The 14489-nt window shown below is 60.9% G+C and carries 14 protein-coding genes; 6 read left to right on the top strand and 8 right to left on the bottom strand.

Going from position 1 to position 14489, the window contains the following annotated elements; all coding sequences use genetic code 11:
* Positions 1-60 precede the first annotated feature (60 nt).
* From LB535_RS14435 to LB535_RS14420, 4 genes are all read right to left on the bottom strand, one after another.
* Positions 61-363, bottom strand: coding sequence for a hypothetical protein (locus LB535_RS14435; RefSeq protein ID WP_224632680.1), 303 nt, complete (start codon positions 361-363; stop codon positions 61-63).
* Complete coding sequence (locus LB535_RS14430; protein ID WP_224609040.1) at positions 350-1795, bottom strand: type II and III secretion system protein family protein; 1446 nt, start codon at positions 1793-1795, stop codon at positions 350-352. Before LB535_RS14430 ends, LB535_RS14435 begins: the two co-directional genes overlap by 14 nt.
* 53 nt (positions 1796-1848) lie before the next feature.
* Positions 1849-2865 (bottom strand): Flp pilus assembly protein CpaB, encoded by a 1017-nt coding sequence (cpaB, locus tag LB535_RS14425; protein WP_224609077.1) that lies wholly within the window; start codon positions 2863-2865, stop codon positions 1849-1851.
* A 111-nt stretch (positions 2866-2976) separates the two neighbouring features.
* Complete coding sequence (locus LB535_RS14420; protein ID WP_224609043.1) at positions 2977-3183, bottom strand: Flp family type IVb pilin; 207 nt, start codon at positions 3181-3183, stop codon at positions 2977-2979.
* 496 nt (positions 3184-3679) lie between these two features.
* On the opposite strand from LB535_RS14420, the gene LB535_RS14415 reads away from it, so the two are divergent.
* From LB535_RS14415 to LB535_RS14390, 6 genes are read left to right on the top strand one after another with little or no spacing between them, the layout of a single operon-like run.
* Entirely contained in the window at positions 3680-5059 is a 1380-nt protein-coding gene (locus LB535_RS14415; protein WP_224609046.1) for a CpaF family protein, read from the top strand.
* The gene (locus tag LB535_RS14410) at positions 5059-6030 is read left to right on the top strand and encodes a type II secretion system F family protein (RefSeq protein WP_224609049.1); all 972 of its coding nucleotides are present in this window, start codon (positions 5059-5061) and stop codon (positions 6028-6030) included. Before LB535_RS14415 ends, LB535_RS14410 begins: the two co-directional genes overlap by 1 nt.
* A gap of 8 nt (positions 6031-6038) precedes the next feature.
* Complete coding sequence (locus tag LB535_RS14405; protein ID WP_224632678.1) at positions 6039-6995, top strand: type II secretion system F family protein; 957 nt, start codon at positions 6039-6041, stop codon at positions 6993-6995.
* Between the two features lie 52 nt (positions 6996-7047).
* Positions 7048-7593 (top strand): tetratricopeptide repeat protein, encoded by a 546-nt coding sequence (locus tag LB535_RS14400; RefSeq protein ID WP_224609055.1) that lies wholly within the window; start codon positions 7048-7050, stop codon positions 7591-7593.
* Entirely contained in the window at positions 7590-8135 is a 546-nt protein-coding gene (locus LB535_RS14395) for a prepilin peptidase (protein ID WP_224609059.1), read from the top strand. The genes LB535_RS14400 and LB535_RS14395 overlap by 4 nt, the downstream gene beginning before the upstream one ends.
* A gap of 18 nt (positions 8136-8153) precedes the next feature.
* The gene (locus LB535_RS14390) at positions 8154-9143 is read left to right on the top strand and encodes a phosphatase PAP2 family protein (protein WP_224632677.1); all 990 of its coding nucleotides are present in this window, start codon (positions 8154-8156) and stop codon (positions 9141-9143) included.
* Between the two features lie 265 nt (positions 9144-9408).
* Here LB535_RS14390 and LB535_RS14385 read toward each other — a convergent pair whose 3' ends face one another.
* The 4 genes from LB535_RS14385 to LB535_RS14370 all read right to left on the bottom strand — a co-directional run.
* Positions 9409-10656: an ABC transporter substrate-binding protein gene (locus LB535_RS14385; RefSeq protein ID WP_224632676.1), complete on the bottom strand. Its 1248-nt coding sequence runs from the start codon at positions 10654-10656 to the stop codon at positions 9409-9411.
* Positions 10657-10887: 231 nt separating this feature from the next.
* Positions 10888-11523 carry a lytic transglycosylase domain-containing protein gene (locus LB535_RS14380; RefSeq protein WP_318012299.1) on the bottom strand — a complete coding sequence of 212 codons (636 nt, stop codon included), beginning with the start codon at positions 11521-11523 and terminating at the stop codon, positions 10888-10890.
* A 254-nt stretch (positions 11524-11777) separates the two neighbouring features.
* Entirely contained in the window at positions 11778-12146 is a 369-nt protein-coding gene (locus tag LB535_RS14375; protein ID WP_224632675.1) for a hypothetical protein, read from the bottom strand.
* Positions 12147-12218: 72 nt separating this feature from the next.
* A partial coding sequence (locus LB535_RS14370; RefSeq protein ID WP_224632674.1) for a beta strand repeat-containing protein occupies positions 12219-14489 on the bottom strand: 2271 nt, incomplete at its 5' end.

The raw sequence follows: 14489 nt of genomic DNA, 5'->3' as shown, positions 1-14489 counted from the left end.
ATCTTACTCTCTGTTCCATTCGTGCCAGGCGTCCTCGCTCGCCTGACGAACCGCATCCTTCTACTTCGCTGCGCTGGTCTCGCTCGACGGGCCGACATTGACCGTCATGTTGGTTGCCGGCGCGGAACCGCCTGGCGGAAGCTTGTATTTCTGCACGACAGCGACGGACCGCGCGCCGCTGCCCTCGATCCTGGTATTGTTCGAAGCCGGGTTGTACGGGTCGACCGTCTGCAGCAGCTGATTGGCCTTCTGCGAGTCGCCGGAAGCCAGCGTCATCGTGTCGTAATTGTGCAGATAATCGGCCGCGCAGCCCGCGAGCAGGCCGGTGCAGAGAAGCGCGAGCAGGAGCTTACTTCTTGACATAGACCAGCTTGTCCTTCGATTTCACATCCAGCATGTGGCCGTAGGGCCCGGTGACGCCTTCGCCATGCTCGTACATGCGGATCATGTCCTTGTTGACTTCGAGCTGGCCGAGCAGCATCAGCTCCGGGTCGTTGGCGGGCCTCGTCTTGTCGAAAGGCGTCGCCAGTTGCTCGCCGGGCCTCACCGGCCGCACCAGATGCGGCGTCACGATGACAACGAGCTCCGTTTCTTCCTTCTGCGTGCTCGAATTGTGGAACAGCGCACCGACGATCGGCACCTGGCCGAGCCAAGGCACCTGATCTTGCTGAATGGTATTCTTGCTGGAGAGCAGGCCGCCGACCGCGAAGCTCTGGCCGTCGCGCAGGTCGACGACTGTCGACAGCTTGCGATTGGTGAAGATCGGATCGCCGGCAGCGGTGAAGCCGGTCAGGTCGCTGACTTCCGGCGCAAGCTTGATGTGGATCTTGCCGTCGTCCAGCACCACCGGCGTGAAGTTCAAATTGACGCCGAACTGCTTGAACACGATCTCGACTTCGCCTTGCGCATTGACGCTGCGCACCGGCACTTCGCCGCCAGCATTGAAACTGGCGGTTTCGCCGGAAACCGTGGTGAGGTTGGGCTCGGCCAGCGTGCGGACCACTCCCTTCGCCTCGAGCGCCTCGATGATCAGGTCGACTTTGATGTTGCTGTCGATGATGCGTGTGATCAGTGCCGCGAACGGGTTGGTATTGGACAGAAGGCCCGAGACCAGGTCGCCCGCGCCCAGTTCGGCTCCGTCCTTATCTACCGTGCCAATGCCCGTCCCGACCCGCGTAGTGCCCCTGCTATTCCTACTTCTGAAGGACACGCCGAGATCGCGGCCGGCGTTGCGCTTGGCCTCCAGGATGCGCACCGACAGATTGACCTGTTCGCTGTCATCGATGGTAACGGCATTTATGATGGAGTCGGGGCCATATTGCTGCGTGACCTCTACGATGGATGCCAGGGTCGCGGCGTCCTTGACGTGACCGCTCAGGCGAACCTTGCCGTTGATCGAGCCGATCTCGATGCGAGCCTTCGGCGCCACCTGGCGAATGGCTACTGCCATATCGCTGACATCCTGGCCGACCTCGATCTGAATGGCGCCCAATGAGCGCTTGTCCTCGGAAAACAGATTGACGGTGGTGGTGCCGACGCTCTTGCCAATGATGTAGAGCGTCTTGTCGGTCATCGGCTGCGCATCGGCGATCTTTTCGTCGCCGACGACGATATCGCCCAGCGTGGCGTTCACCTGGATCGTGGCGGATTGGGAAACCGGCACGAACACACGATGCAGCGACGGGCTCGACACGTCGATGAAACGATCGGCCGCCGCAGCCGGATGGCCGAAGATCGCCGATACGCCCAACACAGATAGCGCGGCCGCCGCTATCCTGACCCAAAACCCCTTCATTCCCCGTCTCCCCGCTTGCTGCCCAGGGGCAGCCTCCGCCGCGCCGACCCTCGTCAGTCTTGTCGCGGCACTTCGTAGGTTTCCAGCTTGACGCCCCGGAACACCCCAACCGTAGCTTGCTTCGGCGGTTCCGGCTGGACGTATTTGATCACTTCCTTCACCGGCTGTTGAGGCGCGGCGGCAACGACCGTGACCGGCTTTGCCTTGTTCATCTGATCGATCTGGCTGCCGACCCGTTCCACCGCCTTTGCGAGTCCGTCGATCTTCTCGTCGGCCTGCTTGCGCGCTGCCTCCTCGGCGGCCTGCCTATCAAGCTCGGCCTGGCGCTTGGCGACATCCTCCGGTGTGTCGCCCGTCAGGTCCGCCAGCGTCACCCTCTCGTTCATCTCGCCCTTGCTGCCGGCGGCCTGGCGAAGCGCTAGTGACAACTGACCGGCGCCGGCGGCCAGGGTGAGTTTCTGCGCATCTTTCGTGCTCACTTCCACAGTCACGGCTTTGACCACGGTCGGATTGTCCTTGGTCGCATCCGCAACCTGATCGACGGCAAGCACCTTGACGCTCTGCAACAGGACATCAACGAAACTCTTATCGGCGCCGTCATTGTCGCGGACCGTACGGCTCAGCAGGACATCGACGCGGTCACCGGGGAAGACGAAACCGGCGACGCCGAGCACATCATTGACCCTGATGGAAACGGCTTTCATGCCCTCGTCTAGAACCGCCGAAAGCGTGGCTCGCTGACCCGGACCAGTGATCTTCGCAGTGAGAACAGGTTCGTTGGCGCTGATGGACTGCAGCGCCTGGCGCGCCCCGTTGCCGGCCATCGCTTCTTTGACCGTCTTGAAGGCGCCTGTCGGCACCGCTCCCGCCGGCCATGCAATTTCGCGTAATTTGTCGGCGCTCAGCGCGTCCCCGAATTTCAAAGGCACCGCCGCGACCACGACCGTGCTGGCCTGCACGCCGTTGGCCATAGCGTTGCGTTGCCCCGCTAGCCAGATGTTGACAAGCACGACCGCCAGAACGCCGAATATACCGGCAAGCACAACCATGATGAGTGTATTGGCGCGCATTTCCCAAACCCCTTGGACCCGCCTTGGCGCTTGCAAACTCGGGCTAAGCCCGAGTTTGCAATGTCAGTTTGGCCAGGCCTCAGGGTCGTCCCCGGGCTTGGCCATTTCCAGTTAGCAGGTCATGCCTACGCCGTTGTTCGGGTCGGTCGCCAGATTGGTGCACAGTGTGCTCCATGCATTGGTGACATAGACGCCGACGGCGATGATGAACGTGATCACCGCTGCGGTGATGATACCGATCAGAATCGAATATTCGACCATGGCAGCGCCGTTATCGTCGTCGCGGAACTGCCGGGCCATCGTCATGAGCTTCTTCACGCCAATTTCTCCCTTTGAGAGGTTTGAACCCGACGAGACAGAGCCAAGGATGAACCCCATACCCAAGCATCCCCCGTCACGTTCAATCCTAGGTCCCGTAAAAAAGCCAAGTCAAACGGATTAACAGTCCATTAACCTTTCAATACTCGTCCAAGCGCTTTCTGAATTTTGACAACAGCTTGATTCGCCTCATTTTTCAAGTGATCTTAACCATTCGTTCACAATTCCGCCGCAGCCATACCTCTCGGCTGCCACATTAGAAATAATGCATATCTCAGTATATCTAGTGGCTTATCGACCAATGTCGGCTGTGTGCCGCCAAAGGTCGTAGGACTTTAGTCGGTGCACGGAACGCAGGAGAAAATAAAACGATTTTCCGAAATCCATCTCTTAACTATGTCGCAAGTATTATACGTTGTGTAGCCTGCAGGCCGCTTGTGCCGCTCGTGGTTAACGCTTAGTTTCCATTTGGGGAAAATATAAGGGGGTAAGCGGCATGTTGGGTCGCTTCATTAAAGGGCCGAGCGAACAGAAGATACTGGCGCCGGTCGTCGTTGCGCCGAATGGAACGGCCGCTGCTCCCGCGGTAGAAGCCGAGCCACAGGGCGACGATTTCCTGACCCTCAAGGTCGAGCTCCATCGTCATCTCATTGACCGTTTCAACTTGACGGCGTTGGAAAGCGCGTCAAAGGACGAGATCCTGAATGAGATTCGGCCGATCGTGCGCGAATTCGTGCGGGGCCGGAACGTGCCTTTGAATGCCCGCGAGCTGGATCAGCTGACCGGCGACACCGCCGACGAGATGCTGGGGCTCGGTCCGATCGAGCCTCTGCTCAAGGACGACTCGATCACCGATATCATGATCAACACCCATGAGCGCGTGTTCATAGAGCGTCGCGGCATGATCGAGCAAACCGCGATCCGCTTTCGCGATGAGGCGCATCTGCTGCGGATCATCAACAAGATCGTCTCCAATATCGGCCGTCGGGTCGATGAATCCTCGCCGATGGCGGACGCGCGCCTCGACGACGGCTCGCGCGTCAACATCGCCGTGCGGCCCGTTTCGATCGACGGCCCGCTGGTCTCGATCCGCAAATTCTCGAAGAATCCTTATTCGCTCGAACGCCTGATGGCATTCAACTCGATCCGCCAGCCCATGATCGATATTCTGCGGATCGCGGTGCAGGCGCGAAAGTCGATCCTGGTTTCAGGCGGCACCGGTAGCGGCAAGACGACGCTGCTCAACGCGCTGTCGAGCTACATCCCATCGAAGGAGCGTCTGGTCACTATCGAGGACGCGGCGGAACTGCAACTGCAGCAGCCGCATGTCGGACGGCTGGAAACGCGTCCTCCCAATGTCGAGGGCAAGGGGGAGATCCGTCAGCGCGAGCTGGTGAAGAATGCGCTGCGCATGCGCCCCGACCGAATCATCGTCGGCGAAGTGCGGGGCGAAGAGGCCTTCGACATGCTGCAGGCCATGAACACCGGCCACGAAGGCTCGATGACTACCATCCACGCCAACACGCCGCGCGATGCCATATCGCGCCTGGAGCAGATGGTCGGCATGGCGGGAATGCCGATGTCGCACGACTCCATCCGCGCGCAGATCGCATCTGCCCTCGACATCATCGTGCAGACGCAGCGTCTTTCCGATGGCGGCCGGCGTGTGATCTCGATCTCGGAGATCACGGGCATGGAAGGAAATGTCGTCCAGTTACAGGAAATCTATCATTTTATCAGGCGCGACGTTGCCGCCGATGGCACGATCGTTGGTGAGTTCCGCGCCACCGGTGTTCGCCCGCGCTTCGCCACTGAGGCAGCTACGCTTGGCCTTCATTTCGCCAAGGATGCCTTCAATCCGCAGGTGGCGATGTGATGCTGACGGGACAGACGCTTCTCTATTTCATCTATGTGGTCGCGGCCGCCTCCGTCATCCTAGCCGGCGAGGCTTTCTACCTCTCTCTCACACGCCGGCGCTCACAGAGAGTGGCCGTCAATCACCGGCTTCGCCGCCTCGCCGACGAGGCACCCGCGGAGCAGACCCTGCAAACCCTGCTGCGCGAGCGCGGCCTGACTGGTTCGGGAGACTTCGCGTCCAGCTTTATCTGGTTGAACCGGCTGTACACCCGGTCCGGCATAACCGGAAACCCAATGACTTTCGCGGTGTCGTTCCTTCTCGCCGGTTTAGTGCTGGCGCTGCTTGTCTGGTTTCTGTTTGGTGTCTCGGCGCCGGCAGCTTTCCTCATCTTCTTGGGGGTGGGGTTCGCATTGCCGCTGCTTTTCCTGCGGCGAGCCTGCAAAAAGCGGATCCTGAAGTTCGCCGGGCAATTGCCCGATGCGCTTGACATGATCGTCCGTTCGCTCCGCGCCGGCCACCCCGCTTCGGTCGCAATCGGTCTCGTCGCACGCGAAATGCCCGATCCGCTTGGGACGGAATTCGGCATCGTCGCCGACGAAATCACCTTCGGACTTAGCATGGAGCAGGCGGTGCGGAAACTATCGGAGCGAGTCGGCTTCGAGGGTTTGCACCTGCTGTCGGTGTCGCTTTCGATTCAGGCCAAGACGGGCGGTAATCTCACCGAGATCCTCGCGAACCTGTCATCCGTCCTGCGCGAAAGGCGGAAACTTGGATTGAAGATCAGAGCGCTCTCGGCCGAGGGGAGGGTATCGGCATGGATCATCTCGCTGTTTCCTCCCTTTATGTTCCTGATTCTGATGCTCGTGGCGCCGTCCTATTATGGCAAGATCTGGGGTAACCCGATGATCCTGCCGGTATTCTTGTCATTCGGGAGCTGGGCGCTGCTTGGCACGTACATCATGTATCGCATGGTCACTTTCGATTTCTAGGAACGGCCATGAACCTGCTTTCGAACACGAATGACCTAACCTTTCTGGTGTCGCTCGCCGTCTTCGTGGCGGCGGTGACCTTGTTCCTGTTTGCCGCGCTGGTTTTCCTGCCCGCGATGCAGACGCGCAGGCTGGTGACGGACAGTCTCGTCGGTGATGGGTCCGTGGATCGCCGCTCGATCCTGGGACAGGACCATCTCGTCCGGGCCGCGGCGCAAAAACCGGTCGAAGCCTACTTCAGATCCATGGAGAAGGAGCGCAATGAGCCCGATGCTCTCGAAGCCAAGCTTTTTCGCGCCGGTTTTTATGGCGCGAGCGCACCGCTTATCTACACGCTTTGCCGGCTGGGGGCGGTCGCCATAGGTTTTCTGCTTATGTATGCCCTTCTGTCGAAGGTACTTCCGGCGCGTTTGCCCGGCATCTTCGCCTTTGCGGGCGCGGGTCTGATCGGCCTCGGATGCATCGTCATCCCGAGCATCATGCTCGATCGCTTCGAGAGAAAGCAGAAGCAAATCTATCGCCGCGCCTTTCCCGATTTTATGGATATGATGATCACCTGTGCCGATGCCGGCATGAGCCTGGAGGCCGCGGTCGAACGGGTGAGCCAGGAACTGGCGGGCACGCACAAATGGCTGGGCATCCAGCTTACGATCATGAACCTGCAATTGCGGGCGGGTAAGCCGTTGCGCGAAGCATTGCGTGAGCTAGCCGATCGCATCGGGCTGGATGAGGCCAAGGCCTTGGCGGTGCTGTTCCGGCAATCGGAAGAACTGGGCACCAGTCTCACCGCAGCCCTGCGCGTTTACAGCGCCGAGATGCGCGATCAGCGGATCCTGCAAGCGGAAGAACGTGCCAACTCCTTGCCCGTCAAGATGACGATCCCGCTTGGCCTCTGCATCTTCCCCGTGGTGCTGATGATCATTATGCTGCCGGTTATCATTCGCATGAAGGGCATTTTCTTCTAGTGCGTCATATGATTAGATTCTAAAACAGAGTCGGGGACTCGTGGGACACTCAATGACAAAGCGCCTCGCAGTCGCGACCAGCCTGCTGCTGATCTTCCTGGCCGGATGCCAGACGCAGGACACCACCGGCGGGGTGGTCCGCACCAACGAGCCGGCCAAAGGCGACTACACCGCCTTCGGCGATACCTTCGACGGGCTGAAGACGATAAGCGATGTTGACTACTACGCCTCCGACCAGGCGGTCACCGAGGCCAAGACCCAGTTCCGTTCCGAGAACTACGGCAATGCCGGCGCTCTGTTCTACAAGGCAACCAGGCTGGCCCCCAACGATGGCGTCGCCTGGCTTGGCCTCGCCGCCTCCTGCGATCGCATCCGCCGTTTCGACCTGGCCGACATGGCCTATGGACGAGCCTACCGGCTGCTCGGCGCGACGCCGGAATATTACAACAATCTCGGCTATTCCTATCTGCTGCGCGGCAAGCTGCAGGACGCGCGCAGCAACTTCCTCAAGGCCTATGAGCTGGCGCCCAACGATCCGACCGTGACCAACAATCTCAAGCTGCTGTCCTCCAGCGTCAGGAACATAGAGCGGTCATGACCGTTTTGCTGACCGCTTCGCTCGTGTTCAAGGGCTTGGCCATCCTGCTGCTCGGTAGAATCGCCTGGACCGACTTCAGCACACAGAAGATATCCAACCGTGACGTGCTGCTGTTGCTCTGCCTTGGCCTTGGCGTGCTGCAGTTCCAAGCATTGCAAACTCACTCATGGTTGGAAATGGGAATCAGTGCGTTCGGTGGCGCCGCGCTGTTTCTTGCGCTTTTTCCGTTCTGGCTTTTGCGCAAGATTGGAGCTGGCGACGTCAAGCTGATGAGCGTAACTCCGTTTTTGGTGGGCGGGAGCAATCTCGCGGTGTTTTCCGTGTTCCTGCTGGTGTTCGCGGTCGCCACGGCTGCTTTGGTCAAGAATCCTTTCCTATTGCCGGCGGGGATGTTTCGCCACTACGTGCAGCATATGGACCGCAAGGGCGTCGTGCCGTTTGGCGTGCCAATTTCGATGGCGGCGATCTGTGCGATGGTTTTGCAGATGTATCACGCTGTGGTGGTTGCAACCAGTTCCGGAATACTTGAGCAACTCAACTGACAAGGCTGAGGCGTCGCGGTGCGCAGTAGCGAGTTCAGACTGGCTGCAACGATAGCAACTGTTACGCTGGCCTTCTTTGTTGTGGACTTTTTCTTTTTCCGACGCTCCAGCGTCATTCTCGATTCGGACAATTGGTTCGAATTGGCCAATGTTATGATGGTGCTCGCGGCAATCATTGTCGCGATGATGCTCGTGGAATGGCGAATTGATAAAGACAGGTCGCGGACGGGGCGATTAATCGCGGCCAGTGCCATTGCCGTCCGCTCGCTTGCCAAAAATGGCTGCCTTTTCGTCCCAATGAGCTTTGCGTCGGTCTGGTTCATGTATCTAGCTTCCGCTACTGACAGGCCGCTGATGGACCAAACATTGGCAGCGCTAGATGCAGCGATAGGGTTCGACTGGCGCGCCTTTCTCGATCTCACGAACAAGCAGCCGTTGGTGGCAGCAATGCTTGTTTTCGCTTACCACGCGCTCGCGCGGCAGTTACCGCTTCTGTTCCTTTTGCTGGCCTTTGCAAAGCGTCTTCGTCTTACCGAGTTCATCGCCCTGCTGGCGGTTTCATCGGCGGTAACCGCTATCTTGATGTCGCTTGTGCCGGCGGCCGGAGCCTATGCGTATTTCCAACCGAGACCAATCGACTTCAGCAATTTCACGGTACGAGCGGGAATGTGGCACTTCACCGAGCTAATGAGACTACGATCGGGAGAGCCATTTAATCTACTCGTGACGAGGTCCGAAGGTCTCGTCACTTTCCCGTCTTATCACACCGCACTCGGCATCATGATCGTCTACGCGCTTCGAGACTACCGCTGGTTGTTCTGGTCTGCAGGGTGCCTGAATGCCGTAATGATTGTCAGCACACTTCCGGAAGGCGGACATCACCTAATCGATGTGATTGCCGGTGCAGTGGTTGCCGTTGCTTCCATTGTTGTCGTCAGGACGATCGCCTCTTATGATCGTGGGGAGGCCCTTGCCGCTCCGGCAGTTTTTCCACTAACCAAAGGTTGACGATCTGCGCTCCTGCGGCGGAAAGGCAAAAAGCTTCGACGGCTGACTGCCGGCTCATTTGGCAGCTATGTCAGGTGCCGGTTCCATTGCCGCACCGGCTTCTTCTTGATGACAGGCACAGACGACGGCTCGTCGGACACGGCCGGTCTTGGCGCCTCAAATATCAGCTGTTCGATGAGCGCGACGGCACCCGCTGCCACGGCGCCAGCGACGGCTAGGATAAGAAGCTTTCTAAGAAGATCCAACGGCCCTCACTCAGTGAAATTCAAAACCCCGACGTCGACTTCTCCACCAGCTTCAGCTTGCCCTTCTCCACCTTGAAGAACGGCATCGACCTTTGGCTCGAGCCGTCGGCGCGGAAGCGGAACAGGCCGGTCGAGCCGCGGAAGCCGCGGGTGTTTTCCAGCACCTGCTTGCTGAAGCCGTCCGGGCCGGCGGAGCTCGCGATGCCCGCGCTCAGCGCCACCACGTCGTAGGCATAGGCCACGTTGACGTCCGGCTGATAGTTGTAGGTGGCCTTGAAGCGGTCGGCGATCGGGCCGGTCTCGCTCTGGTCGAGCGTCGCGATATAGGCGCCTTCGTAGAGCGGATCCATCGGGCGCTCGAGCCAGCGGTCGGTGCCGATCAGCGTCACCGCCTTGCCCGGAATGCCTTTGGCCTTCAGCGCCGCGAGCACGGCGACAGGGCTGCCGTCGCCGCAGGCGACGACCACGGCATCGGGCGCCTCGACCAGCGAGCCCATGTCGGACACCACCTTGGCGCCGCCATCGCTCGCCGAATAGGGCAGGGTCACCGCAAGCGTGGCGCCGTAGATGCTGAGCGCGTTGGCCACCCGGGATTCAATCGGGCCCGAGTCCGCGCCCGATGGCACCAGCAGCACGAATTTCCTGGCGCCCTTGGCGGCGACCGCCGCCGCGCCCGCCGCAGCGCTATCGGCTTCGCCGAGCCGCACGGAATAGACGCCGGGGCCGCCGGCGAAATTGTCGGCCAGCGCCAGCACCGGCGGCCGCTTGGAGCCGGAGAGCTTGGCAAGGTGCTGAACGGCCGCAAGCTCGGACGGCCCGATGACCGCCTTCGCCGTGCCCGAGGTGATCGCCTTCACCGCGAGGTCCTTCGCGTAGCCGCTGTCGCCGCGCGTATCCTCGATCGTCAGCGTCAGAAGCTTGTCGCCGAGGTCGGCCATTGCGAGGCGCGCGCCGTCATACATTTTCCGGCCGGTCTCGCCGGTGCTTCCGGGCGCCGAAAGCGGCAGCAGCATGGCCACCTTGGTCGGCCCCGTGCCGAGCGTCAGCTGGGCCTTGGCGGCGGCGGCCGAGGCCGGGCCGGCCGAAGTCACGCTGGCCAAGGCCGCACTGCCCAAGGCCTGGCCGCTTGCCTGCTGGGCGGGCGCCGCGGGCGCGCCCGCCTGGCCGGCGGGTGCCGCTATCGCCGACGGATCGAGCACGTCCGACGCGCCGCTCTTGGACTGGCATGCGCACAGCGTCGCGACGAGCCCGAGAGCGAGAGCCCCCAATGCATGTCGCCCAAAAGTGGTCCCGGTTTTGGGGAGACGACATGCATCTGACAAAGACCTGAAGCGCGCCGCAACGATTCGTTTCGGCGCGGCGCGCTTCAGGTCCGGATCGTGCCGCTCACATGTCATCTGATGCTTCCATCCCATCTGCCGCCGGTATTCGCCCCGTTCTGCCTTCACTTCTCTTAACGTTTGCCTGCCCGGCCGTCGCGTGATTCTTGCATCATGGCTTCAGCCGTCGAACAGCCGCGCTCTCAGCGCCTGTATCGCCTTCGCCTGCGCCGGGCTGCGATAGTCGGCGCATTTCATGTAGCGCGGCCCCGGCACGAACGATCGTCGCACGCAGACGCGTTTCTCCTCGCCGGCGGCGGGCAAGCCGACAATCGAGATGTCGGAGAAGCCGATCGTCGAGACGTCGGAGAATCCGATCGTCGCCACCGGCAGCGGCCCGGTCGCGTCGAGGCCTTCCCGTGCCAGGATCGCGCGTGCGCGCCGGCAGTAGTCGACCGAGCGGACAGAGAAGCGGGTCTCGCCGTGCCCGGCGCGGTATTTCATCACGGTGGTGCAAAGATCGCCCACGGCGAGCCTGTTTGCCTGCGCCAGATATCTGACGCCGAGCGCGATGTTGACGGCCGGCTCGCCAAGCTCGTCGAGCGAGCCGCGAAAACCGAGCATCCGCGCGGTTGCCGGCATGACCTGCATCAGCCCGACCTCGCCGTCGGCGCCGCGCACGCCGGGATCGAAGCCGCTTTCGATCTCCATCACCGCATGCGCCAGCACCGGCTCGAGGCCGTAGAGCCACGCCTGGCAGGTGGCGAATGCCTTGAACGTCGCGCGCGTCCGCTCGGGCGCCGCGTCGCAGCGCACGGGCTGCGTCCCCGACGGTTGCGGTCGTTCCAGCCAGTTGGCGTGGACAGGTGTTTGCCCCAGGCCGAGCAAGGCGACTGCCAGGGCAACTCCAAGAACACTGCGCAGCGGTTTTCCGCTCGCACTTGCGTCAAGACAAAGAGATGGACCGTTTCGCCGTTTCGGTGAAACGGCGGACCGGTCCAGCGCGATCGCCTTCGCCGGTTCTCCGTCGGCCACCATCGCAGCCGGCCAGCGTCCGCTTGCCCGTCAGCTCAGTGCATGTACTCGACCATGCGGTCGTGGAAGCACTCGCATTTGTTGAGCGTGTCTTCGTCCTTGTAGTTCGTCTTGAGGTAGCCATAGGCCATGCCGCAGGCGACCTTGGCTTCCGAGGCCCAGACGAAGGCGGGACGCGACGAGTTGATCCATTCCGGGCTGTTGGCGACGGCGACCGATTCGTCCATCAGCTTCACCACATGGTCCTTGAGCTCGACCATGTTGTCGGTCAGCACCAGGTCCGAGGTGCCCACAGTGCGGCAATAATTCACCGCCGGCTCGCCGATGATGTCAGCGGCGAACCCCGTCGACCCGGCCAAGAACAGCGCCGCGGCCGAAGCCAGCAATCTTGCGGAATGTTTCATGTAAGCCCCTCTCCGAATTGCGAATTCATGCTTTGCTGATGTTTAGCATGGAAGCGTGGTAGCGCATAAGTGCTAAATGGTGGCCGTATGCTGCTGATGGTTCGAGTCGTCGTAGAGAATGTTGATCGTGCCGGCAGCCGGCGCATTCTGCACAACAGCGACATCCACGAAGTTGGCCGAGTTGCCAGAGCCGTTGGTGTCGACGCTCACCGCGCCAGTCGCGCTGTTGTAGTGCACATAGTCGGCAATGTTTCCGGCCGGCGCCTTGTCGAACAGTGCGGTCAGGTCGATTTTGTCCCCTTCTGCACTATGATAGTCAGTGATCAGATCTTTGATATTCAGATTGTCGATCTTGAACGTGTCGGCGCCCGAAGTGCCGGCAAGGGTCGAAGTACCGGAGGCAACACCGTCATAATTGCCGAAGCCGATGTCGCCCACCGCGCCTGTCTGGCCGTCGGCGGTTGTGAACGTGGCCTCACCGAAGGTCACGACCGAGCCGTCTGCCGAAACTGACTGCTGGTGGTTGCTTTCGAGGCCGATCTCGACGATTCCCAGGGCGGCAAGGCTCTTGAACTCGCCTGGGTCCGACACGCCGTTTCCGTTGGCATCTTGCCAGACACCAAACTGCGCGAAGTCGTGATCAGCGGCGGTCAGCTTGCCGTCATGGTTGGTATCGTAGAGCTGCTCTAGCGCTGCAAGGTCGGTCGCAGCACCCGGGGCATGCTGGGTGAACACAATTTCCGAACCGTTGTTCACCTTTCCATCGCCGTTGAGATCGATCGCCAGGATACCGTCATGCGTGTCGACCCAGGCCGTCTTCGAAGCGACGCCGTCGCCGTTGTAGTCGAACGAAACAGTCGAATGCGTAAGATCGGTGGTGTGGATTCCGTCATGGTTGAGATCGAGTACGACCGGAGTGGCAACGGCAAGAGGCGTCAGTCCGTCGGCTACGTGCACAGTAAAATTCGCGGTCCCTGTCTGATCCCCGTCTCCGTCCGTGAGCTGCAGCGTCACCGGAATTGTATGGTCGACCGTGGTCGATGTTACTCCGATATCCGTTAGGTTGAGCTTGGTCTTGCCCGACGACTCGTACACATCGATCCATGCGATCTGCAGGCCCGAAGGCGAGTTGATCGTTAGCGATGTGAGGCCATTTGCAGGCGTGAAGGCTGCGGTCGATCCGTCGGTGTAATGGGCTACGAATTCGACCTTGTTGCTCGCGCTCACTGCATCGAACGTGAATGTGGCGTACGAGACATTTGCCAAGGAAATGTTAGGCGGCGTGTAGCCACCAGCGCCATCGTAGTCGTTCGGTGTGCCGAAATCGAAACGCATGAATTCGCCGGCATCGAAGTTGTTGTTGGCAAGACCCCAACCCGCAGTCGAGCCATTGACGTTATTCGTTTGGCTCAACGACGGACTGCCGCCGGCCAGCCAGGCCGCCTCGTGCGCTGCGGTAAAGGCACCGCCGGCATCCGTAGGCGCCCATCCCGTCACCATGACGTAATTTATGGTGTGGGTGCTGTTTTGAACGAGGATGCTTGAACTCGGTCCGCTGCCAAATGAACCGCTTGAGGCAATGGAAACATTGCTTGTCGTCCCGTCGAGCTTGGCCAGCAGATCGAAGGTGTACTGCCCCGAGGTACCAGCCGCAGTGTTCACGGTAATCGTGAAAACCGCCGTGTCTCCTGCATCGTGAATGCCGTTGTTGTTGTTGTCGGCATAGGCGGTCAACACATTGCCTGACTGCTCGGTGACCAGGTTATGTCCATTAGAGGTCAGGCCGGCTGTATTGGCCGTGATCGTCATGGCTGTCCCGACGCCGTCGGCGCCTGGGACGAGGTTGATGGCCCCGACGGCGGGCGTCTGCGCGGGGTCGTTGCTGGCCTGCTGGCTCTGCACGCTGTTGAGCGTCGGCACATCGTCGACGATATTGGCCGAGAGCGTGCCGGTGGCGTTCTGGCCGTCCTGGTCGGTGAGCGAGACGGTGAAGTTCTCGAACAGGCTGTTGGTGCCGAGGCCGGCGGCATGCGCCTCATTGTCGTTGAGCGTGTAGGTGTAGCTGACCACGCCGGTGGCGGCATCGTAGCCGGTCACGGTGAGGGTGTTGCCGAGTGCTGTGGTGAAGGAGCCGGCGGTGAAGACGCCGTTGGTGATGAAGGCATGGCCCTCGATGCTGAGCGAGGCGATGCCGTCGGGCGAGCTGATGTTGAAGCTGCCGCCCTGGGTGGTGCTCTCCTTGGAGGTGTCGGAGCCGGCCGATTCACCGGGGCCGCGGCTGGCCAGCAGGTCGTCCTCGTTGACGATGACGTCGCCGCCCTGAGCCGCCGGCGTCAGGTTGGT

The sequence above is a fragment of the Mesorhizobium sp. CA10 genome, from assembly GCF_020165285.1.
Taxonomy (GTDB): domain Bacteria; phylum Pseudomonadota; class Alphaproteobacteria; order Rhizobiales; family Rhizobiaceae; genus Mesorhizobium.
Note: the sequence above shows the minus strand (reverse complement) of the source record. Positions and strands in the feature narration are given on the sequence as shown.

Excerpts from the sequence above, each read along its gene's own strand:
- LB535_RS14410 (WP_224609049.1), top strand. The coding sequence starts at position 5,059 with ATGCTGACGGGACAGACGCTTCTCTATTTCATCTATGTGGTCGCGGCC.
- LB535_RS14435 (WP_224632680.1), bottom strand. The coding sequence starts at position 363 with ATGTCAAGAAGTAAGCTCCTGCTCGCGCTTCTCTGCACCGGCCTGCTC.
- LB535_RS14375 (WP_224632675.1), bottom strand. The coding sequence starts at position 12,146 with ATGAAACATTCCGCAAGATTGCTGGCTTCGGCCGCGGCGCTGTTCTTG.
- LB535_RS14395 (WP_224609059.1), top strand. The coding sequence starts at position 7,590 with ATGACCGTTTTGCTGACCGCTTCGCTCGTGTTCAAGGGCTTGGCCATC.
- LB535_RS14415 (WP_224609046.1), top strand. The coding sequence starts at position 3,680 with ATGTTGGGTCGCTTCATTAAAGGGCCGAGCGAACAGAAGATACTGGCG.
- LB535_RS14400 (WP_224609055.1), top strand. The coding sequence starts at position 7,048 with ATGACAAAGCGCCTCGCAGTCGCGACCAGCCTGCTGCTGATCTTCCTG.
- LB535_RS14430 (WP_224609040.1), bottom strand. The coding sequence starts at position 1,795 with ATGAAGGGGTTTTGGGTCAGGATAGCGGCGGCCGCGCTATCTGTGTTG.
- cpaB (WP_224609077.1), bottom strand. The coding sequence starts at position 2,865 with ATGCGCGCCAATACACTCATCATGGTTGTGCTTGCCGGTATATTCGGC.
- LB535_RS14405 (WP_224632678.1), top strand. The coding sequence starts at position 6,039 with ATGAACCTGCTTTCGAACACGAATGACCTAACCTTTCTGGTGTCGCTC.